This is a genomic window from Brachybacterium sp. YJGR34 (assembly GCF_003347015.1).
Classification (GTDB): Bacteria; Actinomycetota; Actinomycetes; order Actinomycetales; family Dermabacteraceae; genus Brachybacterium.
In genome coordinates, this window is the sequence record NZ_PNFB01000001.1 from 59,962 (window position 1) to 85,147 (window position 25,186).

Genomic DNA, 25,186 nt, shown 5'->3' on the forward strand with positions numbered 1-25,186 from the left:
AACACCGTCAACTTCGTCTCCACAACGTAGACCTCACCGCCCGGAGGGTCAAGAGTGCCGACCGCGTCCCGCCCCTACCATCACGGCGACCTGCGCTCCGCGCTCGTCGCCGCGGCCCTGGAGCTGGCGCGCACCGAGGGTCCCGGCGGCGTGTCCCTGCGCGAGGCGACGCGGCGGGCCGGTGTCTCCCCGTCGGCCGCCTACCGGCATTTCCGGGACCGCTCGCATCTCCTGGACGCCGTCGCCCGCGACATCCAGGAGCGCATGGCGCAGCGGATGCGGTCGGCGATGGAGGAGCTCGGGGCCGAGACCACCGCGATGATGCGGGACGGAGGCGCGGAGCTCAGCGAACCGGGTCGTCGCGTCGCGGACGCCGAGCGGGCCCTGCAGCGACTGCGTGGGGTGGGGCTGGGATACATCGGCTTCGCCCTCGACGAGCCCGGATGGTTCGAGACGGCCTTCTTCGGCCGGATCCCGGACGATCCGCCGAGGGCCGACGGGGCCGACGGGGCCGACGGGGCCGACGGAGTGGATCCCGGGGTCACGGACGGGCCGTCCACCCCGCCGCCCTTCGCCCTGCTGGCCGAGGCCCTGGACGACTGCCGGCGCACGGGCGTGCTCAGCCCCGCCCGTCGCGCGGGTGCGGAGTTCGTGTGCTGGTCCGCGGTGCACGGCTGCGCCGAGCTGGTGCTCCACGGCCCGCTCCGCGGCGCCGAGCGCGCCTTCGTCCAGCAGCTCGCCGCGCGCGTGGTCGAGGACATCGTCGCTGGGATCCGCTGACGTTGTGCCGTGGGGTAGTCACCGCGGACAAGGGGCATGGGGAGTTGTCCCCGGGCAGTCCGCCCCATCGCGTTTCTGGGCAGATGTTCGTAGATTCTCTGCCGAGGGTGCGGGCCCGCGAAGGGATGCGGGGCCGCGGCGCGGACTCCACGCGCCGCGGGAGCCGGCCGGGGCGGTGGGGGCCGCCCGGCCGGCGTCGGGGGAGCGAGGCTCCCGGCGCCGCCGCGGACCGATCGGCCCGGACCGCCCTCAGACCGTCCGGCGCAGCAGGCCCAGCACGGCGCTGGTCGCGGCCTCGGCGGCGATGGTCAGCGTGGGCTGGAGGTCCGGGGCGAAGCGGGGGCTGTGGTTGGGGAAGACCTCGCGCCCCTCGGCGAAACCGCCCACGCCCCAGTAGCAGTACGGGGCGCCGAAGGCGTCGGGCACGAGCGAGAAGTCCTCGGAACCGGTCGCGCGACCGAACTCCTCGACGTGCTCGGCGCCCAGCTGCTCGGTCAGCGCACGGCGTACCGCGGCGGTGACCTCCGGATCGTTGTCCGTCAGCGGGAAGCGGTCGCGGACCTCGATCTCCGGGGGCTGCGGGGAGCGGGAGGCCTCGCACTCGGCGCGCACGATCCGCTCCACCCCGCTGATCAGCTGCTCCATCACGCCCGAGTCGTAGGCGCGGAGGTTCAGCAGCAGCGTGGCGCGGTCCGGGATGATGTTCGCGGCGGATCCCGCCTGCAGTGAGCCGACGGTCACCACCGCCAGCTCGTCCGGAGAGGTCTCCCGGGCCACCAGGGTCTGGAGCCGGAGGACGATCGACGCGGCGAGCACCACGGGATCCACGCTCAGCTGGGGCATCGAGCCGTGGGAGCCGATCCCGTGCACCACCACCCGCATCGACGCGGCGGTGCTCATCACCGGCCCGGCGCTGACGGCGACCTTCCCCGCCGCGGGGGCGGGGAGCACGTGCTGGCCCAGGCACACGTCCGGGGCGGGGATCTTGTCCGTGAGCCCGTCCTCGACCATGGCGCGGGCCCCGGCGGCCTTCTCCTCCCCGGGCTGGAACAGCGCGACGTAGGTCCCGGACCAGTCCGCGCGGTGCTCGGCGAGCAGCCGTGCGGCGGTGAGTCCGGCGGTGATGTGGACGTCGTGACCGCAGGCGTGCATCGTCGGCTGCTCGGTGCCCTCGGCGTCGACCTGGGTGTGTGTCGAGGCATAGGGCAGTCCCGTGGCCTCCTGGACCGGGAGGCCGTCGATGTCGGCGCGGAAGAGGACCGTCGGCCCCGGACCGGCCTCGAGCACGCCCACCACCCCGCCGCCGATCTCCTGGACCGCGTAGCCGAAGCTCGTGAGCTGCTCGGCGATCCGGGTTCGGGTGCGCTGCTCCTGCATCGACAGCTCGGGATGGCGGTGGAGGTCGAGGTACAGCTCCTCCGCCCAGGCCCGGTGCTCCGCCAGGGACGCGGTCATCGCCTCGCTGAGAATCGTCATCGCACTCCTTCCCTCGGGGCTGCTGCGGGTCAGCGCCTGCTGCTCAACCTACTCCCGGAGGAGCGGCTCGCACCGGGGCTGACGACCTTCGGGCCGGGGCCGTGGCGAGGTCCGGATCCGCCGGTGTGATTCGCAGGGCACCGGGCCGGCGGCTCTTCCCCGCGGGGTCTCGGCGACCCTAGTCTGATCCCGAGCACGCCGGACGCGAGAGAACGACGTCTGATCAGGCGGTACATGCCCTGAGCGAGGTGCTCCCACCACGGCATGAAGGAGGGACACGGGATGGAGTCGCGCCCTGAGACGACCATCGGCCACGAGCTGCGAGACACGGCCGGAACAGAGACCGCCGGCACCACCCCGGAGGTCCCTCGCGGCCCCGAGCGCGGCGGGCAGGACGGCACCTGGCGCAGCAGCCTGGGAGTGGCCGCGGCCCTCCTCGCCGCTTTCGCGCTGGTCACGATCGCGAGCCTCTGAACCGGTCGGTTCAGCACGCGAGCCTGTCGGATGAGGCGATCAGCCCGGGCTCACCGAGTCATCCGACAGGCTCGCCTCGAGGGTGAGGTCACCGCCGCGCCGTGCGCGCGCTGAGCACCCACGCCAGCACCAGCGCCACCACGATCCCGTTCAGCGGCGCGATGCCGATCCCGAGCGCGTTCGAGCCCCATGCGGTCAGCGAGCCCAGCGCGTAGGGCACCAGCGCCTGCCACCGCACCTTCTCGGTGAGCGTCTCGAGCGGCGGCTGCCCGGCGCGCCAGCGGGCGATCCAGTCGCCGATCAGCACGCCGCCCAGCGGCGGGATGAAGATGCCCAGCAGGCTCAGGTAGCCCACGATGTGCTGCTCCACCCCGGCCAGCGCCAGCACGGTGCCGATCGCGACGCCGCCGATGATGAAGGGGGCCTTGCGGGTGGAGTTGGCGATCTCCGCCCCGGCCACGCCGAAGGCGTAGGCGGCGTCGGCGTTGGACTTCCACAGGTTGCCGAAGAGGAAGAACAGCCCCCAGCCGATCATCCCCATGCTCAGCAGCAGGGTGGTGAAGTCTCCCTCCCCGAAGGCCAGCGCCGCGACCGCGCCGAAGAACACCATCAGGCCGTTGCCGATCACGAAGCCCATGGCGCAGGCGATGACGGCGTCGCGACCGGTCCGCGCGAAGCGGGTCCAGTTCGCCGCCTGCGTGCCGGCGGAGGCGAAGGTGCCCACCACGGTGGTCACTGCGGCGGCCCAGCTCATGGTGGCCGTCGGCGCGATGTCGAACAGGCCGCTCACCCCGCCCACCTCGGTGAGGGCCTTCCCGGTGATCCAGAAGGCGAGGATCAGGATCAGCGGCGTGGAGATCAGGGAGACCCAGTACATGCCCTCGTAGCCGTACAGGGCCGTGAGCATCATGAGCACGGAGACGCCGATCATCACCAGCCCCGGCGCCCAGGCGCTCTCCCAGCCGAAGGCGAGGGCCGTCATCTGTCCGATGGAGCCGACGGCCACCCCGTACCAGCCCACCTGCGTGCCGCCCAGCAGCAGGGAGACCACCTTCGAGCCGGCGGTGCCGAAGCTGTAGCGGGACATGACCACGGTGGTCAGGCCCGTGCGGGCACCGAGGAATCCGATCGCGGCGACGTACGCGCCCAGCACCACGGAGCCCACCAGCAGCACCGCGAGGAACTCGGAGAAGGGGAAGGCCGCGCCGATGCTGGCGCCCGCCATGAGCGTGGGCGCGAAGACGGTGAAGCCCACGAGGACCACGCTGATGGAGACCACGCCGCGCCGCGCGGAGCGGGGGACCGGCGTGACCGGGTAGTCGGGGTCGACGGGGGCCTCGGCGACGTCGACGCTCGGGTCGGCGGCGGTCACCGCGCCCCGTCCTCGGTGCCCAGCTCCGCGGTCTCCACGCCGATGTCCTCGCTCCAGATCTCCGGGCGCTCGGCGATCATGCGCTCCATGAGGGCGATGCACTCGGGGTCGTCGAGCACGTCGAGCTTCACACCGCGGTCCAGCAGCAGGGCCTCGGCCATCTCGAAGGTGCGGTTCTCGCCGATCACGATCCGCGGGATCTCGTAGAGCAGGGCGGTGCCGGTGCACATGATGCAGGGGGAGAGGGTCGTGTAGAGCACGGACTCGCGGTAGACGCGTGCGGGCAGCCGGCCGGCGTTCTGGATCGCATCGGTCTCGCCGTGGAGGATCGGGGACCCGCTCTGGACGCGCCGGTTGTGGCCGGCGGCGAGCACCTTCCCGTCGTGGACGAGCACCGCGCCGATCGGCACGCCGCCCTCGTCCCAGCTCAGGCGCGCCTGCTCGATGGCGAGGTCGAGGAACCGGCGATCGTCCTCGGGGGTGGGTGTCCAGGTCATGGTGGCGCTCCTGCGATCGGCGGTGGGGTCGGAGGCATCGTAGGAGGAAACTCGCCACCAGCAGGCCCCGGTGCCGGCGGAGAGACCCTCATGTGACCAACCTTCCGCGGAGCGTGCGCCGATCGTCCGGGCCCAACGGTCAACCCCGGGTATCGATAGGGTCCTCATCCGGGAAAAGCGCTTGAGCTCACCTGCGAGAACAGGTTCCCTCGAGTCCATGACCCACATCACACGACGACATGTCCTCGGCGCCCTGACCGCCCTCCCGATCGTCATGGCACCCGCCGCCGCCCAGGCGGTGGGCAACGGCCCGGAGTGGGACGGGAACGGGAACATCACCACCGCCCACCTCTCCACCTACGAGGACGTCGCGGCGTTCCTGCAGAAGCAGGCGGAGAAGCAGCCGGCGATGGAGCTGAGCGTGATCGGTCAGTCCGTCAAGGGCAGGGACCTCTACCTCGCCTCCTGGATCAGCGACCCCGAGAACCCCACGATCCTGTTCCTCACCCAGCAGCACGGCAACGAGCAGCTCACCACCGAGGGGGCGCTCGAGTTCATCAAGCATCTCGGCACCGGCCGCAACAGCGGCGTGCTGGACGGCGTGAACGTGCTGGTGGTCCCGATGCTCAACCCCGACGGCGCGATGGGTGACGTCGACTTCTCCCTCGAGGGGTACATCGCCCACGGCGACCGCCACCTCACCCGCTACAACGCGGTCGAGGTGGACCTCAACCGCGACCACGTGGACCGCCTCCAGCCCGAGACGCAGGCCCTGCACGACAACGTGCTGGGCGCCTACGACATCGACTACATGATCGACCTCCACCATCAGGGCGCCTACAGCGCGATCGGCGACGAGTGGGTCTCCGGGTCGATCCTGCACCCCACCACGCCCAATGCCGATCCCGAGCTGGTCGAGCGCTCCAAGCGGCTGGGCGCGGTCGTCCACGACGCGGTCGACTCCACCGGCTGGGGGCTGATCGGGAAGTACGCGGGCGGCTCCGCGGAGACGATCAGCCGCAACGGGCTCGCGGTCGAGTACGGCATCGCCACGCTGCTGTTCGAGATGCGCGGGATGGCCGATCACTCCAACGAGGACTACGTGCTCGGGGCCCGCAGCAGCGGTTACCTGATCCGCCAGACGGTGATCACTCTCGAGGAGACGACCCGGGCCCTCGCCGACGGCTCGATCGACGCGGCGGACACCTCCCTGTGGGACACCCTCCCCACGCAGGAGTGGAATCCCGGCGAGTGACGCGAGCGGGCCCGCCCGCGCCGGTGGCGGCGGGCGGGCCCGGCGGCCTCGCCCCGGTCTGGGAGACTCGGTCCTGATGCCGCCCGCCCCGGGGCGGCCGGAGGAACAAGAGGTCGATGATGTCCATGCAGTACCGCACCCCGCAGCGCCTGGGCCGTCCGCTGTCCGTGATCGGTCAGGGCTGCTGGCAGATCGGCGCGGACTGGGGCGAGGTGAGCGATGACTCCGCCCGCGCCGTGCTCGACGCCGCCCTCGAAGCGGGGGTCACCTTCTTCGACACGGCCGACGTCTACGGCGACGGCCGCAGCGAGAACCTCGTGGGCGCGATGCGCGAACGCGTCGCGGCCGACGGGCCCCGGCCGCTCTTCCTGGCCACCAAGGCCTCCCGCCGCGCCGACCCCTTCGCCCCGGAGTCCTTCACGGAGGAGAACCTGCGCGCCTGGGTGGAGCGCTCCCGGGCGAACCTCGGGATGGACACCCTGGACCTGGTGCAGCTGCACTGCCCGCCGCCGGCGATCTACCGCGACGACCGCGTCTTCGACGTGCTCGACGCCCTGGTGGAGGAGAAGAAGCTCGCCGCCTGGGGCGTGAGCGTGGAGACCTGCGAGGAGGCCCTGATCAGCCTCGAGCGCGAGCACCTCGCCTCGATCCAGATCATCCTCAACCCCTTCCGGCTCAAGCCCCTGGACGAGGTGCTGCCGACGGCGCAGGAGCAGGGTGTCGCGATCATCGCGCGCGTCCCCCTCGCCTCCGGGCTGCTGACCGGCAAGTTCTCCCCGGACACCCGCTTCGCGGAGAACGACCACCGCCGCTTCAACCGCCACGGCGAGGCCTTCGACCAGGGCGAGACCTTCTCCGGCGTCGACTTCGCGACGGGCCTGAGCGCCGTGGCCCGGCTCGAGCAGGCGCTCGACGGCGCCATGACCCTGCCCGAGGCGAGCCTGCGCTGGATCCTCGGCCGGCCCGGCGTCACGGCCGCGATCCCCGGCGCGAGCTCGGGCGATCAGGCGCGGTCCAACGCCGCTGCGGGCAGCGCCCCCACGCCGGAGCAGGCCGCGATCCTGGAGCGCTTCGACCGCGCCGTCCACGAGACCTACGAGGAGCTGCTGCGCGCGGAGATCCACCCGCGCTGGTGACGCCGGGTCCGCCGGGCCAGGGGCGCCGCCGCCCCCGGCCCGGTCGTCACTGCGGCTGGTACCAGAACCCCTCGAAGCTGTCCTTGTAGACCCGGTAGGCCATCGACGGGGCGTCGTAGCGGTAGGTGCCCAGCACCGTGCCGTCGGCGGCATGCTCGGTGAACACGGCGGACATGCCCGCATTGGCCACGAAGGGGTCGGCGATGGTGCCCTCGCCCAGGCGCTGCACGTTCGAGACCACCGAGGAGTAGGCGAGGTCGACGCGGTCCGCCTCCGTGAAGGTGCCGGCGTTCTCGTCGACCAGGTAGCGCAGCGCATGGCTGACGCCGTTCTTCTCGGACATCGAGGTGCCCTCCGGCTGCAGCCCCTCCCAGTCCTCCGTGTCCCGGGTGGACAGGTGCCAGTAGTTGTTGTTGAACATCTCCAGGTAGTACTGCCCCTCGGGCAGCGCCTCGTCATCGATCCGGATGGCGCTGTGCTGACCGGCGTTGACGGTCGGGCTGCCCTCCGGGGCCAGGAACTGCTCCTCGTGGCCGGTGCCCTCCCACAGGCCCTCGACCCCGATCATCCAGCGCACCGTGGTCTCCTCGTCGGCCGAGAGCGCGCCGTCCAGGGCGATGACGGTGGAGGTCTCGCGCGCGGAGACGTACATGACCCCGTCCGTCACGTCCACCGAGTTCAGGTGGATCCAATCCTTGCCCTCGGCGGTGCTGCCGCCGCCCACCTCCTCCTGCTCGTGCGTGAGCTCGTGGTAGGCGGACAGGAGCTCGGTGAGGTTCACCGTCTCCTCCACCGCCCCAGAGGCCAGGTCCACGCGCGCCACCCGGTCCATCACCTGGTCCTCGCCGTCGCGGGAGGTGAGCACGTAGACGGCGTCGCCGTCGACCTCCAGGTCGTGATGGGCCAGGTGCTCGCCCAGGTCGATGATCGTCCCCGCATGGCCGAAGTGGTCGATCACGCTGATCTGACGGGCGCCCGTGGTGGTGACGATGCGCCCGTCCTCGACGACGAGATGATGGCTGGGGTGGTCGGTGGAGGCGATCTCCCCGCGCATCGCCCCGTGCTCGTCGTAGAGGAAGGTGTTGTTGGTGTGGGAGCTGACGCCGCTCAGGGCGAACAGGCCGGGGGAGATGGCGCCGGGATCGGGCACCTCGGCCGCCAGCTGCGAGCTGTAGTCGGCGGCGGTGACGGGGCTCCTGAGCGCCGAGGTGATCTCGCGCGGCGCGGCGCCGTCCGCGGTCCACTGCAGGACCAGCTCGTTGTGCGCCGCGGGGATCAGGGCCACGACCAGGGCCTCGAACGCGCCGTCCTCCCCGTGGTCGACGATCGCGCGGGTGAAGTCGGGAGTCGCGGCGGCGGTGGCCGTGGCGGTGAGGGTCCCGCCCTCCTCGGCCCCGGTGAAGTGGACGTACAGCCCGGTGCGGGTGGTGCCGTAGGGATCCAGCACCAGCAGCGGGTCCTCGAGGGTCCACTCCTGCTCGGCCTTCTTCGCCTGCAGCGCCTCGTGACGGGCGGCCTGTGTCGCGGCGCTGTACAGCGGAGGTGCCTCGGCGTCCTCGGGCAGGTCGTAGCGCACCGCCCAGACCGTCGGGCCCCGGGAGGTGCCGGAGTACTCGACGAGCTCGACGACCGGCGCGCCCTCGTCCTCGGTCGCGCCCCCGTCCTCGGGGGCGTCCTCCTCCGGTGGGGACTGGATGCCCTCCGGCGGGTCCTCGGTGCAGGCGGCGAGGCTCAGCGCCCCGAGGCCGGCGCCGGCCAGCAGGCTGCGCCGGGCGAGAGCGGGTCCGCGGGCGGTGCGGCGTGACGTCATGGGGTGGGTCCTTCTGATCGGCGGCGTCGTGAGTCTAGGCGACCGGACCATGGCGGGCACGGCAGGGCGCGGGCTACGCTCGAGCCACCCCACCGCCCAGGAGGAGCGTTCATGCGCCGCAGCATCGTCAACGACCCCGGTGATCTGGTCCCCGAGGCCCTCGAGGGGCTCGTGCTCAGCCATCCCCGATTGCTCGCGCTGCAGGAGACGCATCGCCTCGTCACGCGTCGGGAGCGGGCCCGGGACAAGGTGGGCCTGGTCTCCGGCGGCGGCTCCGGCCACGAACCGCTGCACGCCGGTTTCGTGGGTCGCGGGATGCTGGACGTCGCCGTGAGCGGTGCGGTGTTCGCGAGTCCCACGGCGCTGCAGGTCCTCGAGGGCACGAAGGCGGCCGATGCGGGCCGCGGCGTGGTCCAGATCGTCAAGAACTACACCGGCGACGTGCTGAACTTCCGCATCGCCGGCGAGATCAGCGGCGACGACGCGATCGAGACCGAGATCGTGCTGGTGGACGACGACCTCGCCACGGACACCGGGGACGAGCGCGGGCCCGGCCGGCGCGGCACCGCCGCCACCGTGGTCGTCGAGAAGGTCTGCGGCGCCGCCGCCGAGGAGGGGGCGGACCTGCAGCAGGTCGCCGCCGTCGGCCGACGGGTCGCCTCCGCCGCGCGCACCATGAGCCTCGCGCTCGAGGCCGGCACCCACCCCGGGGACTCCGCGCCGCAGTTCACCCTCGGCGAGGACGAGGTGGAGCTGGGGGTCGGCATCCACGGGGAGCGCGCGGCCCGCCGGGTGCCCTTCCGCGACGCCGACGCTCTCACCGACCTGCTGCTGGACCCGCTGTTGGCCGAGCTGGGACTCGCCCGCGGCGACCAGGTGCTCGCGATCGTCAACGGCCTCGGCTCCGCCTATCCGCTCGAGCTGCAGCTGGTGGCGCGGCGCCTCCACCATCGCCTCGCCGACGCCGGGATCGCGATCGACCGCTCGCTGGTGGGCAGCTACGTCACCAGCCTCGACATGCACGGTGTCTCCCTGACCCTCGTGCCGCTGGACGACGAGCTGCGCCGGCTCTGGGACGCCCCTGTCCGCACCCCTGCCCTGACCTGGTGAGGAGCACCGACATGACGGCCACCACCCCCTCCGCCCCGCTCGGCGACGACGTCGGGCGCGACCTCGTCCGCGGCGTGTGCGAGACCCTCGGCGCCGCCGCCGACACCCTCGGCGACCTCGACCGTCGCGCCGGGGACGGCGACTTCGGCACCAACATCCGCACCGCCCTCGCCCTCGTCGACGAGAACATCGCCGCCGACGACCCGCAGACCTACCGCCAGTGGCTCACGGCCCTGTTCATGGGCTGGCTCGGGGTGGGCGGGACCAGCGGCCCGCTGTTCGGCATGTTCTTCCGCGATCTCGCCCGCGCCGCCGACGACGCGCCGCCCACGGCGGCACAGCTCGCCGAGGCTCTCGCCGCCGGCCAGGCCACCGTGCAGAGGTACGGGGAGGCGGAGGTGGGGGACAAGACCATGATCGACGCCCTCGAGCCCGCCGTGACCGCACTCCGCGGCGCCCTCGAGGACGGACGGGAGGCGGCGGACGCGCTGCGGGCCGCGGAGGAGGCCGCTGTCCAGGGGGCGCGGTCCACCGCGCGGATCACCGCCCGGCGAGGGCGGGCGAGCTACGTCGGCGACGCCTCCCAGGGCGTCATCGACCCCGGTGCCGCGGCGGTCGCCCTCGTGATCGGCGCCGCGCGCGCGGCAGTCGCCGGAGGCGGGTCGCCGGACACCTCCTGGATCGCCTGACCGGCGCTCCCGCCCCGACCGGGCGGCGCTCCCGTCCGCCCCGGACCGGATCCCGTGCGCTCCGCGGCGCTGATAGGTTCCCGTCCATGCCCCAGGTCCTCGCGCAGCTCCCTGATCTGGGTCTCGTCCCCTGGCTGTTGGTGTGCGCGGGTGCGCTGGTCGTCGGCCTGTCCAAGACAGCCCTGCCCGGCGGCGGCACCATCGCCGTGGGCCTGTTCGCCCTGGCGCTGCCGGCGAAGGAGTCCACTGCCGCACTGCTGCTCCTGCTGATGGTGGGCGATGCGACCGCGCTGTGGGTCTACCGGCGCGAACCCGATGTGCGCACCCTGGTGCGGCTGATCCCCAGCGTGCTGGTCGGCGTGGTGCTGGGCACGATCTTCTTCGCCACGGCCGGCGGGGATGCCGTGCGCGGCACGATCGGCGTGATCCTGCTGGCGCTGGTCGGTGTGACCGTCTGGCGCCGTCGCGCGGCCCGCAGCGGCGCGGCGCGCAGCGCGGGCGCCGACGGGGACCTCGACGGCCCGCCCTCGGGGGTCGGCGCCCAGCTGGGACGTACCGGCTACGGCCTGCTGGGCGGATTCACCACCATGGTCGCCAACGCCGGCGGACCGGTGATGAGCATGTACTTCTACGCCATGCGGATGCCGGTGCTGACCTTCCTGGGCACCTCCGCCTGGTTCTTCGCCGTCGTCAACGTGCTCAAGCTGCCGTTCTCCGCGGGCCTGGGCCTGATCACGCGGGACACCCTGGTCATGGACGCGGTGCTGGTGCCGCTGGTGCTGATCGGCGCCGCCCTCGGGGCGCGGGTCGCGCGGCGGCTCCCGCAGGGCGTCTTCGAGAACGCGGTGCTCGTGCTCACGGTGGTCTCGGCGCTGGCCCTGCTGGTGCTGTGACGGCCCGCGGTGCCGCGGAGGCCCTGCGAGTCAGGGGCCGACCTGCTGGCCCTCGTCGAACTGCTCGAGGTCGGTGCCGTCGATCCTGCCGTCGACCGTGATCGTGCCCGGCTCCGCGGCGACGTTCCAGTACCAGGCGGTGCTCGGGGTGTTGCCGCCGGTGCTGGCGATCGCGACCGGCGCCCGCAGCACGACGCGGGTGGGCGTCTCCTCGAGGGGCACCCAGTCGTTGAGCCCCGGCTGGTCGTCGGCCCGGTCGATGAGGGAGAAGGCGGGGTCGTCCCCGATGTAGGAGATCGTGATCTCGATCCAGTAGGTGTCGTCGGTGAATATCTCCGGATAGGACCAGGCGCGGGGATTGGCCTCGACGTCGTTGGGGTGGATGCCGGTGTTCGCGTTGAGCCCGTAGTTCGTCGGGGTGCCGTTCGAGGCGGCGACAGCGGGGGCCGAGGTCGCGACGACGGCGACCGGTGCAGCCCAGGCGGCGGTCAGGAGGGTCCTGCGGGTCGATCGGGACGACGGGGAAGACATCCTTCGACCGTACAAAGGCGAGCTGATCGCGTCCTACAAGGATGTGAGGTGGGCTACCCGTGATCGGGGGATGTCACACCCCGGGCCGCGCCTCCTGCGCCCAGGCGCCGATCGCCCGGATCTCCTCGAGCAGCTGCGGCGGGTCGATCACCTCGATCGGCGCTCCCAGCAGGGCCAGGTGCACCGCGAGCCAGCGCAGGTTCTCGGCGCCGGCGTGCAGGAGGCAGGCGTCCTCGCCGTCCGGTTCGATGCGCGCCGTGCGGCTGGACAGCTGGCCGGCGACCTCCTGGGCGGGGCGCAGGACGCGCACCGTCGCCGCGATCGGATACCCGGCCACCGTGATCGACTCGCGCACGGCCCGCTCGATGTCCGGGGTGGGCCGGGGCGTGATCGGGAAGGTGCTGGGGTGCACCGCGTGCATGCGGTCCAGGCGGAAGGTGCGCCAGTCCTCGCGGCCCAGGTCCCAGGCGAACAGGTACCAGTGCCCCTCGACGCTCAGCACTCGGCGCGGTTCGAGGCGACGCTCGGAGCGCTCGCCGTCGCGCCGCTCGTAGTCGACCCGGATCCGCAGCCCGTCCCGCACCGCCGTGGCCAGGGCCAGCAGCACCTCGGAGCGGGCACCGGGAACGGGCCGGGCCACCACCCCCATCGCCTCGCTCACGGCCGAGACCTCGGAGCGCACCGACGGGGGCAGGATCCGGTCCAGGGCCGCGAGAGCACGCAGCGCCTCGGCGTCCAGGCCCTCGATGCCCGAGCCCGCGGTCAGGCGCAGGCCCACGGCGACCGCGACGGCCTCGTGCGGGCCCAGCAGCAGGGGCGGCAGCTCCCGTCCCGCGCCGAGCTGGTAGCCGCCGCCGTGTCCTGCCGAGGTGAGCACGGGGTAGCCCATCTGCCGCAGCCGATCGACATCCCGGCGCACCGTCCGCACCGTGACCTCCAGCTCCTCCGCCAGCTCCGGTCCCGTCCACACGGTGCGCGACTGCAGCAGCGCCAGCAGTCGCAGGGCCCTCGTGGTCACGTCGCTCATGGTCACAGTCTGCCGGAGTTCGAGGACAGGAACTGTCCTCGTAGGGCGGAAGAGTGTGGTCCGAGCGCAGAGCTCGCCCCCACCACCGCCAGGAGAGTCCGATGCCGTTCCTGACCGCCGAGACCACCGACGAGCGCGATGCGCTGGCCACCTTCGCGTCCCAGCAGATCCGCCAGACCGCGACCGCCCTGCACGGGCTCACGCCCGAGCAGATCCGTGAGGTGCCCAGCGCCTCGGCCATGAGCCTGGGCATGCTCGCCCGCCACGTGCTCCTCATGGCCGAGGGCGGGGCGCTGACGATCGCCGCGGCTCCGGAGGCCGCGCCGCCCGCGCAGCGCACGCCGGAGCAGCTCCAGGCCGAGGGCGCCATCACCCCCGAGGCGGTCCGCGCGGAGGACACGGCGGAGTCCCTCGTCGCCGCGCTGCACGCCGCCGCCGACGCCCTCGAGGCCGCGATCCGCGCCGCGGACCCGGACGAGCGGGGGCCGGTCCCGGACGCGCCCTGGTTCGAGGGCAGGTCCACCTGGACGATGCGCTGGTACGCGATGCACCAGGCCGAGGAGCACGCCCGCCACGCCGGTCACGCGGACATCCTCCGCGAGAGCATCGACGGCAAGGGCACCTACGAGCTGAACGTCCTGGCCGAGGGCGGCACCTGGCCGCCGGAGGGCTGGTGAGCGATCACGCCCCCGTGAGGTGCCCCCGCAGGGTGGAGGCCGTGTACTCCCGGCGGAACCGGCCGCGCTCCTGCAGGATCGGCACCACCTGGTCGATGACGTCCTCGAGGCTCTCCGGGAGGGCCGGCGGCATGAGGTTGAAGCCGTCGGCCGCTCCGGCGTCCACCCAGGCGATCATCTGCTCGGCGACCTGCTCGGCGGTGCCGATCATCGTGGCGTGCCCGCCGCCGGCGGCGAGCAGTCCCAGTAGCTCGCGGACCGTCGGCCGCACGGACTGGGACTCCAGGATCCGCAGCACCGTCGCGTACCGCCCCTGCGGGCCCGTGAACTCCGCGAGCGGGGGCAGCGGCGGGACGGGGGCGTCCAGCGCCCAGGCGCCCGCGTCCTGCCCGGTGAAGAAGGACAGCATGCCCAGCGCCTGCTCGGTGTCCAGCAGCGCGTCCAGCGCCGCCTTCTTCTCCCGCGCCTCCTCCTCCGTGCGGCCCACGTAGGTCACCAGCCCCGGCATCACCACGATCCCGTCGGGATCCCGGCCGGCCCGCGCGGCGCGTGCCCGCACATCGGTCCGGAACTCGCGGGCCATCTCCCGGTCCCAGGCCACGGCGTAGATCCCCTCGGCGTGCCGGGCGGCCAGCTCGCGCCCGGGCCCGGAGCTGCCGGCCTGGAAGATCACGGGTCGGCCCTGCGGCGGGGAGGGGATGTTCAGCGGCCCCGCGACCTCGAAGTCGGCGCCGCGGTGGTCGATCGGGAGGATCCGGGAGACGTCCGCGTACTCGCCCGTGCCGGGCAGGAGCGCGTCCGCGGGGAAGGAGTCCCACAGGGCGGTGAGCACCTCGGTGAACTCCTCGGCCCGCGCGTAGCGCTCGGCGTGGGCGGGCAGGGCGGGCAGCGAGTGGTTGCGCGCCTCCTCGTCGGTCATGGAGGTGACGACGTTGATCCCCGCGCGACCGCCGCTGATGTGGTCGAGGCTCGCCAGCATCCTCGCCGCGTGGAAGGGATCCCAGAAGGTGCTCGAGATCGTGGTGACCAGGCCCAGGTGCGCCGTCGCCCGGGCCATCGCGGTCAATGCCGTGACCGGCTCGAGGAACCAGCGGGGGGAGCCGGCGATCCCGGGCACCCCGGCGGACTGGCCGTCGGCGAGGAAGAGCGCGTCGAGCCGTCCGCGCTCGGCGAGGCGGGCGAGCTCCTCCCAGCGGGTGATGTCGCCCAGGCGCTCGACATCGGAGCCGGGCCGCCGCCACGCGGCGGAGTGATGCCCGCAGGCGTGGGCGAAGAGGTTCAGGTGGATCGGGCGTCCGGTGCCGGTCATCAGTCCTTCACCAGCCCGCCGTCGACCACCAGGTTCTGCCCGGTGATGGCGCGCGCCCAGGGCGAGGCGAGCAGCAGCACGGCGTCGGCGAACTCCTCCGGGGTGGTCACGCTGCCCAGCGGGGTGCCCGCGGCGATCGCGTCGAAGACGGCCTCCGGGGTGGCGGCGCTCGCGTCCGTGGTGCGCAGCAACCCGCCGCTGAGCATGTTCACACGCACCCCCAGCGGCCCCAGATCGACGGAGAACGTCCTGGTCAGGGAGAGGAGGGCGGCCTTCGCGGCGGTGTAGTCGTGGTAGGGGACCACGGGGTTCTGGAAGAGGTTGGTGCCGATGGTGAGCACCTGACCGCCGCCGGCGTCCCGGAAGTGGGGGAGCGCGGCCTGCACCAGGTTGAGGGTGCCCTGCACGGAGCCGGCGAACTGGGCGGTGAAGTCCTCGTAGCCGATGTCCGGGGCGGCGGCGCGGCCGTCGCCGTCGAAGGAGAAGTCCGCCAGGGCGTTGGAGACCACGGTGGTCACCGGCGCGCCGAAATGCCGACGGGCCTGCTCGAGGAGCGCGTCGAGGGCGGCGCGGTCGCGGACGTCGGCCTCGATCGCCAGGGCCCGCTCGCCCAGCTGCTCGGACAGGGTGCGGGCGGCCTCGGTGCTGCGGTGGTAGTCGATGACCACGCGAGCACCCTCGCGGTGGAACGCCTCGGTGATCGCACGGCCGAGCCCGCGGGCTCCGCCGGTGACGACGACGACCTGCTCGGACAGGGAGGGTGTGGTGTGCATCAGTGCCTCTCGAGCGGTGGCGCGAGGGCAGGGCGGCACGCGGCCGCGGTGACATTCCCTCCGCCAGCATGAACTGGATCAGGTGCGACGGGTGTTCTCTCAGCCGCGTGAGGCGGCACCCCGTGTCACGGCGCACCCTACCCGACCGGCGCCGCTCCGTCCGTCGTCATCCACCGGCCTTCGCGGACAGGATCTGTCCTCACCGGGCGGAAGAGTGAGGGTCGAGCACGGAGCTCGACACCGAGCAGAGCACGCCGACCGACGAAGGAGAGCGCCATGCCGTTCCTGACCCCCGACATCACCGACGAGCGCGACGGCCTGGCCGTCTTCGCCCAGCAGCAGATCCGCCAGGTCGCCACCACCCTGCAGGACCTGAGCCCAGAGCAGCTCGCCGGGAGACCCACCGTCTCCGCGTTCTGCCTGGGGGATCTCTCCCGTCACGTCATCGCCGTGGCGGGCGGGATCGCGGGGGAGATCCGCGGGGCCACCGCGGTCGCCGGCGGCGGCGCGGCGGTCGCCGAGGAGGCGGCGGAGGTGCTGCGCGGCGAGGGGGCGGAGGTCCTGCAGCCCGAGGACACCGCCGAGTCCCTGATCGCCGAGCTCGAGGCCGCCGGCGCCGAGCTCGCCGCCGCGATCCGCACCGGTGCGCTCGAAGCCCCCGTGCCCGTCCCGGAGGCTCCGTGGTTCAGCGGCGAGGAGCGCTGGACCGTGCGGTGGATCGCGCTGCATGCCGTCGAGGAGGTGGCCCGGCACGCCGGGCACGCGGACCTCCTGCGCGAGAGCATCGACGGCCAGTTCGCCTACGCCCTCAACGCCCGCGCCGACGGCGAGACCTGGCCCCCGCCGGGCTGGTGAGGTCCAGCCGTCCGCTCCGACCCCGCGGGCCCCGATCTCCCTGACGCTCCTGTGACCCTGACGTTCCGATCGAACCCTGGAGGACTGCGATGACCAGCAACGACACCACTCCCGCTCCCGCCCTGGACGGACAGGGCGGCGATCTGTCCGCCGTCCTGCACGAGCAGATCGACTACCACGTGCGCGAGTTCCTGCGCCCGCGCCTCGAGGGCCTCACCGACGAGGAGTACGTCTTCGACCCTGGCGCCACCGGCCGGGCCTGGACCGTCCACCCCCGGGTGCCCGAGGGGACGGAGCCGCCCACGGCGATGCAGGGCGGCTCCGGGGAGATGGTCATCGACTTCGCGTACCCCGAGCCCGATCCCGCGCCGCTGACCACGATCGCCTGGCGGCTGGGCCACCTCGTCGTCGGGGTGCTCGCGGTGCGCAGCCACTCGCACTTCGGTGGACCGCCTGCGGACTACATGACCTGGAACTACGCCGCCACGGCGCAGGGGGCCCTGGAGCAGTTCGACCGGGAGTACGCGCGCTGGATGCGCGGCGTGGAGCAGTGGTCGGCGGAGGACCTCCAGGTCGCCGTGGGCGAGGCCGAGGGGCCGTGGGCGCAGCACTCCCGCGCCACCCTCGTCGCCCACATCAATCGCGAGCTGATCCACCACCTCGCCGAGATCGCCCTGCTGCGCGACCTCTGGGCGCACCGGGGCTGACGCAGCCGTGCGGCGCACCGGGTCGCCCCTGCGTCCCCCTCGCGCCCACGCCGACCGCCCCGTCGGCACGGAGGCCGGAGCGGTCGCGCGGTGCTGAGGTCGCGTATCGCGGTTGGGGCGTTCGCGAATGTGCGTATCCGCAAATACGCGAACGCCCCGACACCACACCGTCGCCCGCGTGCAGGTGCACGACATCGGTGACCTGACCGCTGCCGGGTCGGGCGGTCGGGCAGCCAAGAGCGCTGTCGTTCCTCGCCGCCGCACGGGAGCGCGGACGGGATCGCGGTGCTCCCCGGTCGCGCCGTGTCACCCGGCGGCGGGCTCCGTCGGCCGACGGTCCGTCCAGCGCGCCACGACCAGGTGCAGCGGAATGGTCAGCGCCAGCACGGCGGCCGCGAGCAGCGGCAGCCGCTCCGGCATCGCGCCCGTGGACAGCACCAGTCCGCCCAGCGCCCCACCGAGCGCGCTGCCCAGGGAGATCGCGCTCGCGTTCAGCGCCATCACCACGGACACGGACCCCGGCGCCAGCAGCGCGAGACGGGCCTGCTGGGGCACGGCGTGGCCGCCGTTGCCGACCCCCGCCACCAGGAACCACACCAGACTCAGCACCACGAGCGCCGCGGGAGCGGCCACGGCGAGGGCCAGGGCCCCGAACAGGGCGTCGACCAGCAGCACCGCGAGGACCACGGTGAGCACCCGCACCGGGGAGAAGCGGTCCACGAGCCGTCCCGTCACCGCATTGCCCGCCATGCTCGCCAGGCCGTAGGCGCACATGATCGCGATGATCATCCACGGGGCCTCGTGGATCGGGGCGAGGATGAGCACTGCGTAGGTGAAGCAGGCGTAGCTCGCGCACAGCACCCCGGTGGAGACCAGCAGGCCGGCCACCAGCTGCGGCCGGGCGAGTGGGCGCAGGCGCTCGCGCAGGGTCTGGGTGGGGAAGCGCAGCGGGGGCAGGCTCCGCCAGATCCCCAGCAGCGCGATCGTCCCCACCACCGCGACCATGATCAGCGGCACGCGCCAGCTGGACTGGCCCAGGATCAGGCCCACGGGGACTCCCAGCGCCGTCGCGGTCATCCACCCGCCCAGCACGAAGGACAGCGCCCGCCCGCGGTGCCGCGGGGAGACCAGGTGGACCGTGTAGCCGGTGACCGCCGCTCCGAGCAGGCACGCGCCGAGGGCGGCGACCACTCGTCCGCCCAGGGCCAGCGCGTAGCTCGGGGCGAGCGCGGTGAGCAGGTTGCCCACCACGAAGGTGCCCAGCGCGGCGACGATGGTGCGCCGCTGCTCGCCGCCGCTGGTCGCCGCGCCCAGCAGCGGCCCGGCCAGTGCCGAGGTGAGCGCGAAGACCGTCACCAGCTGGCCCGCCAGCGCCGCGGTGACGTCGAGGTCCGCGGCGATGTCCGGCAGCAGCCCCGCCAGCACGTATCCGTCGATGCCGGTGGTGAAGGTGGCGACCGCCAGCCAGATCAGCGTGCGATAGGGGACACCGCTGGTCATGGAGGCTCCTCGGGGATCGGGGACGGAGCGCGAGGGGCTCGGGATCCGGCCGGACCGCGTCGGTGCGGTCGGGGCGGAGGGAGTCCTCGCGATCCAGGGCGGCGAGCGACGGGCGCGCAGGGCGGACGGCCGCAGATCGACTGCCGGCCAGCCTATCGAGGATCGGCGCCGACGGGTCAGCCTGCTGCGGCGGAGCCGGTGTCCATGAGCCGGCGCAGGGCGAGCACGGCGGCGCCGACGGACCCGGGGTGCGGCTGGATCTGCGAGATGAGCACGGAGAGATCGGGGCCGGCCCCGGTCGCGCGCGCGGTCAGCTGCTCCTCGAGGGTGGTCCGCGCGAGGCCGGGCGCGGCCTGGAGGAAGGCCCCGGAGAAGACGACCGTCCCGATGCCGAGCCCGGCGATCACCGTCCCGCTGACCTGGGCGAGCGCCCGCAGAGCGGTGTCGAGGATCGCCTGGGCCCCGTCGTCGCCGCGGGCCGCGGCCAGGGCCACCACCACGGCGTCGGCGCCCTCCGAGCGCGCCGCGGGGTCCAGGCCCAGCCGGTCGGCGAGATCGCCGGCGTCGTGGGCGGCGCGGACGATCGCCCGTGGTGAGGCGTAGAGCTGCAGGCAGCCCCGGGCGCCGCAGGGGCAGGGCGGACCGGCGGGGTCCACGCAGGCGTGGTCGAGGGTGGCGCGGGGGGAGGTGGGCAGCGGCTCGCCGTCCGCGAGCAGGGCGATCCCGGCGCCGGTGTCGAGGTGCACGGTGGCGGTCAGCCCGCGCTCCGGCTGCTCACCGCTCCAGAAGCTGCCCAGCGCCGCGCAGACGGTGGACCCGGCGCTGACCGTCGGGAACGGCAGGGCGGCGCGCACCTCCTCGAGCAGGTCGGTGGTGGCGGCGTCGGCCCCTTGCGGGATCGCCATGCCCACCTCGGTGGCGCTGTGGCGGTTCCGGTCCGGCTCCATCCGCGCCAGCGCCTCGCCGATCGTCGCGGTGATCGCCGCGGCGTCCGCCCCGGGAGCGAGCGGGAGCACGGCGCGCGAGCGCAGGGCGCCGGTCATGTCGACGCCCACCAGGGAGATCCGGTCCGCGTCGACGGTGCAGCCGATCGCCCAGCGGGCCTCGTCGACCAGCCGCAGCAGCGAGGCCCGCTTGCCGCCCGTGGAACGGGCGAAGCCGTTCTCGGCCAGCAGGCCGGCCGCCATCAGACGCTTGACGGAATAGGTGACGGTCGCGGCGGTGACCCCCAGCTCGCGGGCGAGGTCCACGCGGGTGGTCTCGCCCCGCCGGCGCACGGTCTCCAGGACGGCGGCGTCGGTCGCGGAGGCGCGTCGGGGCCCGGTGCCGGCCATGGTCCACCTCCCGTCCCGTTCTCGCTCGCGGTGCCGACTGTGCCCGGAGACGCCGGCCGGCGCGAGCGTTCGTGATCGTTTCGTCATCCGCGGGAGCTCGGCGCGCTCTTGACGGGCCGTCCCCGGATCAGGAGACTACTCCTACTTCATTAATGCAATGAAGTAAGTTCGCCGAGGGAGGCGAACCCACTGCGCGATGACGCGTGACCAAGGAGAGCAACGATGCACCTCAGCCGCCGTGACCTGTACAAGCTGTCCGCCCTCGGAGCTGCCCCGCTGGCTCTCGCCGCCTGCAGCCGGGCCTCCAACCTCGACACCGGATCGGGGGAGGGCGGCGACGAGCGTCCGATCGCCACCACCTTCACCGGCTCCGGGGAGTTCACCGCGAACTTCAACCCGCACTCGCCCTCGGTGGTGTCCCTGGTCCAGGGCGTGCTCTTCGAGCCGCTGTTCTACTTCAACCCGCTCGAGGCGATCGACCAGGAGCCCAAGCCCCTGCTCGGCGAGACCTTCGCGTGGAACGAGGACGGCACCGTCCTCACCGTCACCGTCCGCGGCGGCGTCACCTGGCACGACGGCGAGCCGTTCACGGCGAAGGACGTCGCCTTCACCTTCATGAAGATCCGCGACACCGAGGCACTGAACCCCGCCGGGACCGCCCCGTCGGCCGAGGCCCCCGACGACACGTCGGTCGTGATCACCTACGACAAGCCCTCCTACACCGAGGGTCCCAACGCCCTGGGGCGCACCTGGATCATCCCCGAGCACCTCTTCACCGACGTCGAGGATCTCTCGACGTACGCCAACGAGGAGCCGATCGGCACCGGCCCCTTCCGCTTCGACTCCTACTCGACCGAGTCCTATCTCAGCGTCGCCAATGACGACTACTGGGAGGAGGGCGTGCCCGCCATCGGCGGTGTCCGCGCGATCGCGCTGACCGGCAATCAAGCCGCGACCGACAAGTGGCTCGCCGACGAGATCGACTACATGTCCGTCGCGATCCCCGACCTCGAGACCCACGTCGAGGCGAACGAGCACCTCAGCTTCACGAACACCGGCATCTCCCAGGCCGCACTGATGGCCGCGAGCAATCCGGATCTCGGCTGCGAGGGGCCCCAGACCGATCCCGCCGTGCGCAAGGCGCTCTACTACGGCATGGATCGCGAGCAGCTCTCCACGCTCGCCTTCTTCGGTCTGGGCACGGACATCTCGCCGTCCTTCGCGCTGCCCGAGCGCGACGCCGACTTCATCGACCCCTCCATCGAGAACGCCCCGTGGAATGCCGATCCCGACATGGCGCGGACGGTGCTCGAGGACGCCGGCTACGCCGAGGGTGAGGACGGCATCTATGCCAAGGGCGACGTCAAGGTCTCGATGACCGTCAGCTGCCCCACCGGCTGGTCGGACTTCGTCACCGCGCTGGACACCCTCGCCGAGCAGTACCGCGGGATCGGCATCGAGCTGATCCCCCAGCAGGTCTCCGTCAACGAGTGGAACGACGCGAAGGCCAAGGGCACCTACCAGCTGGTGATCGACTCCATCGGCCAGGGCCCGGCGCCGGACCCCTACTACGCCTATTCCAACCACTTCTCGACCGACACCACCGTTCCGGTGGGGGAGAACGGCAACCCGTACCAGAACGTCACCCGCTTCTCCGATCCCGACGTCGATGCGGCGCTGCTGGCCGCCGCAGCGACCGATGATCCCGAGGAGAAGAAGGAGCAGTACTTCATCATCCAGCAGCGTCTGGTCGAGGTGATGCCCGCGATCCCGCTGCTCATCGGTTCGAGCCTCACCGAGTACAGCGACACGAGGATCACCGGTTGGCCCTCCCAGGAGGACCTCTACGTCTACCCGATGTCGTGGTCCGCCCCGGACAACGCCGAGGTGCTCAAGACCGTGGTCCCTGCGGACTCCTGAGACCTGACGTCCCCGCGCCCCCGGGCGCGGGGGCGCCCGAGCCTCCGTCCCGTCCCCGGAAGGATCCATCGCTGTGCACCTGGTGCGAAAACTCGGCTTCTACCTCGTCGCCCTCTGGGCCGCCGTCACCCTGAACTTCTTCATCCCCCGGGCCCTGCCCGGCTCCCCGGTGGATGCCGTGCTCGCCAAGCTCGCCCTGCGCGGACCGGTCCCGCCGGAGACACGCGACGCCATCGCGATCATGTTGGGCGCCGACACCGACCAGCCCCTTCTCCAGCAGTACGTCGCGTACCTCCAGGGGCTCTTCGCCGGTGACCTGGGCATCTCGGTCACCTACTTCCCGCAGCCGGTGACCGAGGTGATCGCCCAGTCGCTGCCCTGGACGCTGGTCCTGGTGGGGATGTCCACGGCGTTCACCTTCCTGCTGGGCGTCTCGCTGGGCATGGTCGCCGGGTGGCGGCGCGGGACCTGGCTGGACTCTCTGATCCCCTCCACCACGATCCTGCAGGCGGTGCCGTACTTCTGGCTCGCCCTGCTGTTCATCTACGTGTTCTCGGTGAACCTGGGCTGGTTCCCCGTCTCCGGGGGCTACGACGTGACCCTGGTGCGGCCCGCCCTCGACTACGCCTTCCTCTCCGATGCGCTCTACCACGCCTTCCTGCCGGCGCTCACGATCGTGCTGAGCTCCCTGGGCGGCTGGCTGCTGGGGATGCGCAACATGATGGTCTCGACCCTCAGCGAGGACTACATCCTCACCGCCGAGGCGAAGGGGCTCTCCCCGCGGCGCGTCATGCTCATGTACGCCGCGCGCAACGCGGTGTTGCCCAGCGTCTCCGGCTTCGCCATCTCGCTCGGCTTCGTGGTCTCCGGCTCGATCGTCGTCGAGACGGTGTTCTCCTATCCCGGGATGGGCTTCACGATGCTGCAGGCCGTCAACAACAACGACTACGCCCTCATGCAGGGTCTGTTCCTCATCATCACGGTGTCCGTCCTCGCGGCGAACCTCGTGGTGGATCTCCTGTACGGCGTGATCGATCCGCGGACCAGGGTCCGGGGCTGAGGAGGCGACATGTCCACCATCGAACCCACCGCAGAGCGGGTCGCTCCCGAGCGCGCCGTCCCGGCGGCCCGCCCGCGCCCGTCCCGCCGACCCGCCGTGCTGACCCCCTCGCTGCTCGTCGGCGGCGGCCTGGTCCTCGTCATCACGCTGTTCGGCCTGATCGCCCCCTTCTTCGTCCAGGATCCGCTCGCGATCTCGGACATCGGCATGGCTCCGCCCAGCGCCGAGCACCTGCTGGGCACCACGCAGACCGGCCAGGACGTGCTCGCCCAGCTGGCCTACGCCACGCGCGGCTCCCTGCTGGTCGGCATCATCGTCGCCTCCCTCGCCCTGTTCCTCTCCGCCTTCTTCGGCATCCTCGGCGGATACCTGGGCGGCTGGCTCGACGAGGTGTTCTCGCTGTTCACGAACGTGGTGCTGATCCTCCCGGGGCTGCCGCTGATGATCGTCATCGGCTCCTACGTCCAGCAGCGCGGCCTGCTGCTGATCTCCTTCATCCTCGCGATCACCTCGTGGGCGGCCGCGGCGCGGGTGCTGCGCTCGCAGACCCTCTCGATCCGCACCCGCGACTACGTCCACGCCGCTCGCATCGCGGGGGAGAAGGCGCATCGGATCATCGCCGTGGAGATCCTGCCCAACCTGCTGCCGGTGATGTCCAGCGGCTTCGTCTTCGCGCTGATCACCGCGATCCTCGGCGAGGCGGGGCTGAGCTTCATCGGCCTCGGCGTGGTGGGCACCCAGACCTGGGGCTCGATGCTCTTCTACGCGCAGAACGCACAGGCCCTGACCCTCGGGGCCTGGTGGTGGTTCGTCCCGCCGGGGCTGCTGATCGCCCTGCTGGGCGGCGGTCTCTCGCTCATCAACTTCTCGATCGACGGCATCATCAACCCTCGCCTGCGCTCCGCCCCCAAGGCCGCGCGGCAGGTGCGACGGGCCGAGGCCGCCCACGCCCACGACGCCCCCGAGAGCTCCGAGAGCGCGGAGGGCACCGATGGCCCCGACGGCACCGACCCCGAGACCGCAGCGACCCGTCAGGAGCAGTCCGCATGAGCGACCCCACGACGAACAGGGACCCCGAGGATCTGCAGGAGATCCTGCACGACACGCTCGAGGCGGACCGCACCGGCGGCGGCTCCCCGGTCCGCGACGAGCCGGTGCTCACCGTGGAGGGGCTGAACGTCGTCTACGAGGTCGAGCAGCCCGTCCACGCCGTCAAGGACGCCTCCTTCGAGCTGCGGCGCGGAGAGGTCCTGGGCCTGGCCGGGGAATCCGGCTGCGGGAAGACCACGCTGGCCTACGGTCTGAACCAGCTGCACCGCCCGCCGGCCCGCATCTCCTCCGGCACGGTCACCTTCCACGACCACGTGACCGGCGAGCACGTGGACGTGCTCGCCCTCGAGGGGGACCGGCTGCGCAGCTTCCGCTGGTCGAAGGTCGCGATGGTGTTCCAGGGGGCGATGAACTCCCTGAACCCGGTGCTGAACGTGCGCACCCAGCTCGGGGACGTGTTCACCACCCATCTGCCGCACCTCGGTCGCGAGGAGCGCGCGCGGCGCGGCGCCGAGCTGCTCGAGCTGGTGGGCGTGGACCCCTCCCGGCTGGACGCCTTCCCGCACGAGCTCTCCGGCGGCATGCGTCAGCGCGTCATGATCGCCATGGCGCTCTCCCTCGACCCGCAGCTGATGATCATGGACGAGCCGACCACGGCCCTGGACGTCGTGGTCCAGCGGGAGATCCTCCAGGAGGTGCTCCGGCTGCGCCGCGAGCTCGGCTTCGCGGTCGTGTTCATCACCCACGACCTGCCGATGCTGCTGGAGATCGCCGACCGCATCGCCGTCATGAAGGCAGGGAGGATCGTGGAGCTCGAGACCGCGGAGGACCTCTACTTCGCGCCACGGCACGCCTACACCCGCACGCTCCTGGGCTCCTTCCCGTCGCTGACCGGTGAGGCCGGGGACTTCGTGCGGGCGGGCTTCGACCAGGATCCGACGAGGAGCTGAC

At 72.4% G+C, this 25,186-nt stretch carries 24 protein-coding genes and 1 riboswitch; of the genes, 14 read left to right on the forward strand and 10 right to left on the reverse strand.

The genetic code is table 11. The features are described 5' to 3' along the window. The first annotated feature begins 54 nt into the window (after positions 1 to 54). Complete coding sequence (locus CXH06_RS00250) at positions 55 to 780, forward strand: TetR/AcrR family transcriptional regulator (RefSeq protein WP_114853150.1); 726 nt, start codon at positions 55 to 57, stop codon at positions 778 to 780. A gap of 249 nt (positions 781 to 1,029) precedes the next feature. On the opposite strand, the gene CXH06_RS00255 is transcribed toward CXH06_RS00250, so the two are convergent. Then, on the reverse strand, positions 1,030 to 2,256 hold the full coding sequence (locus tag CXH06_RS00255; RefSeq protein ID WP_198683972.1) for an amidohydrolase: 1,227 nt from the start codon (positions 2,254 to 2,256) through the stop codon (positions 1,030 to 1,032). A gap of 282 nt (positions 2,257 to 2,538) precedes the next feature. On the opposite strand from CXH06_RS00255, the gene CXH06_RS00260 reads away from it, so the two are divergent. Continuing rightward, positions 2,539 to 2,730 (forward strand): hypothetical protein, encoded by a 192-nt coding sequence (locus CXH06_RS00260; protein WP_114853151.1) that lies wholly within the window; start codon positions 2,539 to 2,541, stop codon positions 2,728 to 2,730. A gap of 88 nt (positions 2,731 to 2,818) precedes the next feature. Here the strand turns inward: CXH06_RS00260 and codB are convergent, their stop codons facing one another. Together codB and CXH06_RS00270 are read right to left on the reverse strand one after the other, a co-directional pair. Then, entirely contained in the window at positions 2,819 to 4,102 is a 1,284-nt protein-coding gene (gene codB / locus CXH06_RS00265; RefSeq protein WP_114853152.1) for a cytosine permease, read from the reverse strand. Beyond that, on the reverse strand, positions 4,099 to 4,599 hold the full coding sequence (locus CXH06_RS00270) for a nucleoside deaminase (RefSeq protein WP_114853153.1): 501 nt from the start codon (positions 4,597 to 4,599) through the stop codon (positions 4,099 to 4,101). Before CXH06_RS00270 ends, codB begins: the two co-directional genes overlap by 4 nt. Positions 4,600 to 4,816: 217 nt before the next feature. On the opposite strand from CXH06_RS00270, the gene CXH06_RS00275 reads away from it, so the two are divergent. Both CXH06_RS00275 and CXH06_RS00280 read left to right on the forward strand, forming a co-directional pair. Continuing rightward, a complete protein-coding gene (locus CXH06_RS00275) occupies positions 4,817 to 5,854 on the forward strand; it encodes a M14 family zinc carboxypeptidase (RefSeq protein ID WP_114853154.1) in 1,038 nt (345 codons plus the stop codon). A gap of 125 nt (positions 5,855 to 5,979) precedes the next feature. Next, positions 5,980 to 6,990, forward strand: a complete 1,011-nt coding sequence (locus tag CXH06_RS00280; RefSeq protein WP_157975553.1) for an aldo/keto reductase — start codon at positions 5,980 to 5,982, stop codon at positions 6,988 to 6,990. Positions 6,991 to 7,036: 46 nt separating this feature from the next. Here CXH06_RS00280 and CXH06_RS18255 read toward each other — a convergent pair whose 3' ends face one another. Continuing rightward, positions 7,037 to 8,800 carry an aryl-sulfate sulfotransferase gene (locus tag CXH06_RS18255; RefSeq protein WP_157975529.1) on the reverse strand — a complete coding sequence of 588 codons (1,764 nt, stop codon included), beginning with the start codon at positions 8,798 to 8,800 and terminating at the stop codon, positions 7,037 to 7,039. A 111-nt stretch (positions 8,801 to 8,911) separates the two neighbouring features. Here CXH06_RS18255 and CXH06_RS18260 point away from each other — a divergent pair, with 111 nt between their 5' ends. The 3 genes from CXH06_RS18260 (at position 8,912) to CXH06_RS00295 (ending at position 11,492) form a co-directional block, all read left to right on the forward strand. Beyond that, positions 8,912 to 9,910, forward strand: a complete 999-nt coding sequence (locus tag CXH06_RS18260) for a dihydroxyacetone kinase subunit DhaK (RefSeq protein ID WP_157975530.1) — start codon at positions 8,912 to 8,914, stop codon at positions 9,908 to 9,910. 11 nt (positions 9,911 to 9,921) lie between these two features. Beyond that, the gene (gene dhaL, locus CXH06_RS00290; RefSeq protein WP_114853156.1) at positions 9,922 to 10,599 is read left to right on the forward strand and encodes a dihydroxyacetone kinase subunit DhaL; all 678 of its coding nucleotides are present in this window, start codon (positions 9,922 to 9,924) and stop codon (positions 10,597 to 10,599) included. Positions 10,600 to 10,685: 86 nt separating this feature from the next. Next, positions 10,686 to 11,492 (forward strand): sulfite exporter TauE/SafE family protein, encoded by an 807-nt coding sequence (locus tag CXH06_RS00295; protein WP_114853157.1) that lies wholly within the window; start codon positions 10,686 to 10,688, stop codon positions 11,490 to 11,492. Between the two features lie 30 nt (positions 11,493 to 11,522). Here CXH06_RS00295 and CXH06_RS00300 read toward each other — a convergent pair whose 3' ends face one another. Together CXH06_RS00300 and CXH06_RS00305 are read right to left on the reverse strand one after the other, a co-directional pair. Then, positions 11,523 to 12,023 carry a hypothetical protein gene (locus CXH06_RS00300; RefSeq protein ID WP_114853158.1) on the reverse strand — a complete coding sequence of 167 codons (501 nt, stop codon included), beginning with the start codon at positions 12,021 to 12,023 and terminating at the stop codon, positions 11,523 to 11,525. Positions 12,024 to 12,096: 73 nt separating this feature from the next. After that, the gene (locus CXH06_RS00305; RefSeq protein WP_114853159.1) at positions 12,097 to 13,050 is read right to left on the reverse strand and encodes a YafY family protein; all 954 of its coding nucleotides are present in this window, start codon (positions 13,048 to 13,050) and stop codon (positions 12,097 to 12,099) included. 101 nt (positions 13,051 to 13,151) lie between these two features. Between CXH06_RS00305 and CXH06_RS00310 the strand changes: the two genes are divergently transcribed. After that, positions 13,152 to 13,727, forward strand: a complete 576-nt coding sequence (locus tag CXH06_RS00310; RefSeq protein ID WP_114853160.1) for a DUF664 domain-containing protein — start codon at positions 13,152 to 13,154, stop codon at positions 13,725 to 13,727. Between the two features lie 4 nt (positions 13,728 to 13,731). Here the strand turns inward: CXH06_RS00310 and CXH06_RS00315 are convergent, their stop codons facing one another. Together CXH06_RS00315 and CXH06_RS00320 are read right to left on the reverse strand one after the other, a co-directional pair. Continuing rightward, the gene (locus CXH06_RS00315; protein ID WP_114853161.1) at positions 13,732 to 15,036 is read right to left on the reverse strand and encodes an LLM class flavin-dependent oxidoreductase; all 1,305 of its coding nucleotides are present in this window, start codon (positions 15,034 to 15,036) and stop codon (positions 13,732 to 13,734) included. Beyond that, positions 15,036 to 15,809 (reverse strand): 3-oxoacyl-ACP reductase, encoded by a 774-nt coding sequence (locus CXH06_RS00320; RefSeq protein ID WP_114853162.1) that lies wholly within the window; start codon positions 15,807 to 15,809, stop codon positions 15,036 to 15,038. Before CXH06_RS00320 ends, CXH06_RS00315 begins: the two co-directional genes overlap by 1 nt. Before the next feature lie 37 nt (positions 15,810 to 15,846). Continuing rightward, positions 15,847 to 15,942: riboswitch (TPP riboswitch) on the reverse strand. Between the two features lie 143 nt (positions 15,943 to 16,085). Between CXH06_RS00320 and CXH06_RS00325 the strand changes: the two genes are divergently transcribed. Continuing rightward, positions 16,086 to 16,664 (forward strand): DUF664 domain-containing protein, encoded by a 579-nt coding sequence (locus CXH06_RS00325; RefSeq protein WP_114853163.1) that lies wholly within the window; start codon positions 16,086 to 16,088, stop codon positions 16,662 to 16,664. 89 nt (positions 16,665 to 16,753) lie between these two features. Further along, a complete protein-coding gene (locus CXH06_RS00330) occupies positions 16,754 to 17,371 on the forward strand; it encodes a DinB family protein (protein ID WP_114853164.1) in 618 nt (205 codons plus the stop codon). A gap of 306 nt (positions 17,372 to 17,677) precedes the next feature. Here CXH06_RS00330 and CXH06_RS00335 read toward each other — a convergent pair whose 3' ends face one another. Both CXH06_RS00335 and CXH06_RS00340 read right to left on the reverse strand, forming a co-directional pair. Next, positions 17,678 to 18,871: an MFS transporter gene (locus CXH06_RS00335; RefSeq protein WP_114853165.1), complete on the reverse strand. Its 1,194-nt coding sequence runs from the start codon at positions 18,869 to 18,871 to the stop codon at positions 17,678 to 17,680. Positions 18,872 to 19,047: 176 nt separating this feature from the next. Further along, positions 19,048 to 20,205, reverse strand: coding sequence for an ROK family transcriptional regulator (locus tag CXH06_RS00340; RefSeq protein ID WP_198683973.1), 1,158 nt, complete (start codon positions 20,203 to 20,205; stop codon positions 19,048 to 19,050). 222 nt (positions 20,206 to 20,427) lie between these two features. Between CXH06_RS00340 and CXH06_RS00345 the strand changes: the two genes are divergently transcribed. The 4 genes from CXH06_RS00345 to CXH06_RS00360 all read left to right on the forward strand — a co-directional run bounded on the left by CXH06_RS00345 (position 20,428) and on the right by CXH06_RS00360 (position 25,185). Continuing rightward, a complete protein-coding gene (locus CXH06_RS00345) occupies positions 20,428 to 22,125 on the forward strand; it encodes an ABC transporter substrate-binding protein (protein ID WP_114853167.1) in 1,698 nt (565 codons plus the stop codon). Between the two features lie 73 nt (positions 22,126 to 22,198). After that, a complete protein-coding gene (locus CXH06_RS00350) occupies positions 22,199 to 23,185 on the forward strand; it encodes an ABC transporter permease (protein ID WP_114853168.1) in 987 nt (328 codons plus the stop codon). 9 nt (positions 23,186 to 23,194) lie between these two features. Further along, a complete protein-coding gene (locus tag CXH06_RS00355) occupies positions 23,195 to 24,235 on the forward strand; it encodes an ABC transporter permease (protein WP_114853169.1) in 1,041 nt (346 codons plus the stop codon). Next, positions 24,232 to 25,185, forward strand: coding sequence for an ABC transporter ATP-binding protein (locus CXH06_RS00360; RefSeq protein ID WP_114853170.1), 954 nt, complete (start codon positions 24,232 to 24,234; stop codon positions 25,183 to 25,185). Before CXH06_RS00355 ends, CXH06_RS00360 begins: the two co-directional genes overlap by 4 nt. The last annotated feature ends 1 nt before the right edge of the window (position 25,186 follow it).

What these genes read in the sequence shown, in the direction of transcription:
- CXH06_RS00255 (WP_198683972.1), bottom strand. Translation starts at nt 2,256, where the DNA reads ATGACGATTCTCAGCGAGGCGATGACCGCGTCCCTGGCGGAGCACCGG.
- CXH06_RS00260 (WP_114853151.1), top strand. Translation starts at nt 2,539, where the DNA reads ATGGAGTCGCGCCCTGAGACGACCATCGGCCACGAGCTGCGAGACACG.
- CXH06_RS00270 (WP_114853153.1), bottom strand. Translation starts at nt 4,599, where the DNA reads ATGACCTGGACACCCACCCCCGAGGACGATCGCCGGTTCCTCGACCTC.
- CXH06_RS00275 (WP_114853154.1), top strand. Translation starts at nt 4,817, where the DNA reads ATGACCCACATCACACGACGACATGTCCTCGGCGCCCTGACCGCCCTC.
- CXH06_RS00280 (WP_157975553.1), top strand. Translation starts at nt 5,980, where the DNA reads ATGCAGTACCGCACCCCGCAGCGCCTGGGCCGTCCGCTGTCCGTGATC.
- CXH06_RS18255 (WP_157975529.1), bottom strand. Translation starts at nt 8,800, where the DNA reads ATGACGTCACGCCGCACCGCCCGCGGACCCGCTCTCGCCCGGCGCAGC.
- CXH06_RS18260 (WP_157975530.1), top strand. Translation starts at nt 8,912, where the DNA reads ATGCGCCGCAGCATCGTCAACGACCCCGGTGATCTGGTCCCCGAGGCC.
- dhaL (WP_114853156.1), top strand. Translation starts at nt 9,922, where the DNA reads ATGACGGCCACCACCCCCTCCGCCCCGCTCGGCGACGACGTCGGGCGC.
- CXH06_RS00295 (WP_114853157.1), top strand. Translation starts at nt 10,686, where the DNA reads ATGCCCCAGGTCCTCGCGCAGCTCCCTGATCTGGGTCTCGTCCCCTGG.
- CXH06_RS00300 (WP_114853158.1), bottom strand. Translation starts at nt 12,023, where the DNA reads ATGTCTTCCCCGTCGTCCCGATCGACCCGCAGGACCCTCCTGACCGCC.
- CXH06_RS00305 (WP_114853159.1), bottom strand. Translation starts at nt 13,050, where the DNA reads ATGAGCGACGTGACCACGAGGGCCCTGCGACTGCTGGCGCTGCTGCAG.
- CXH06_RS00310 (WP_114853160.1), top strand. Translation starts at nt 13,152, where the DNA reads ATGCCGTTCCTGACCGCCGAGACCACCGACGAGCGCGATGCGCTGGCC.
- CXH06_RS00315 (WP_114853161.1), bottom strand. Translation starts at nt 15,036, where the DNA reads ATGACCGGCACCGGACGCCCGATCCACCTGAACCTCTTCGCCCACGCC.
- CXH06_RS00320 (WP_114853162.1), bottom strand. Translation starts at nt 15,809, where the DNA reads ATGCACACCACACCCTCCCTGTCCGAGCAGGTCGTCGTCGTCACCGGC.
- CXH06_RS00325 (WP_114853163.1), top strand. Translation starts at nt 16,086, where the DNA reads ATGCCGTTCCTGACCCCCGACATCACCGACGAGCGCGACGGCCTGGCC.
- CXH06_RS00330 (WP_114853164.1), top strand. Translation starts at nt 16,754, where the DNA reads ATGACCAGCAACGACACCACTCCCGCTCCCGCCCTGGACGGACAGGGC.
- CXH06_RS00335 (WP_114853165.1), bottom strand. Translation starts at nt 18,871, where the DNA reads ATGACCAGCGGTGTCCCCTATCGCACGCTGATCTGGCTGGCGGTCGCC.
- CXH06_RS00340 (WP_198683973.1), bottom strand. Translation starts at nt 20,205, where the DNA reads ATGGCCGGCACCGGGCCCCGACGCGCCTCCGCGACCGACGCCGCCGTC.
- CXH06_RS00345 (WP_114853167.1), top strand. Translation starts at nt 20,428, where the DNA reads ATGCACCTCAGCCGCCGTGACCTGTACAAGCTGTCCGCCCTCGGAGCT.
- CXH06_RS00355 (WP_114853169.1), top strand. Translation starts at nt 23,195, where the DNA reads ATGTCCACCATCGAACCCACCGCAGAGCGGGTCGCTCCCGAGCGCGCC.
- CXH06_RS00360 (WP_114853170.1), top strand. Translation starts at nt 24,232, where the DNA reads ATGAGCGACCCCACGACGAACAGGGACCCCGAGGATCTGCAGGAGATC.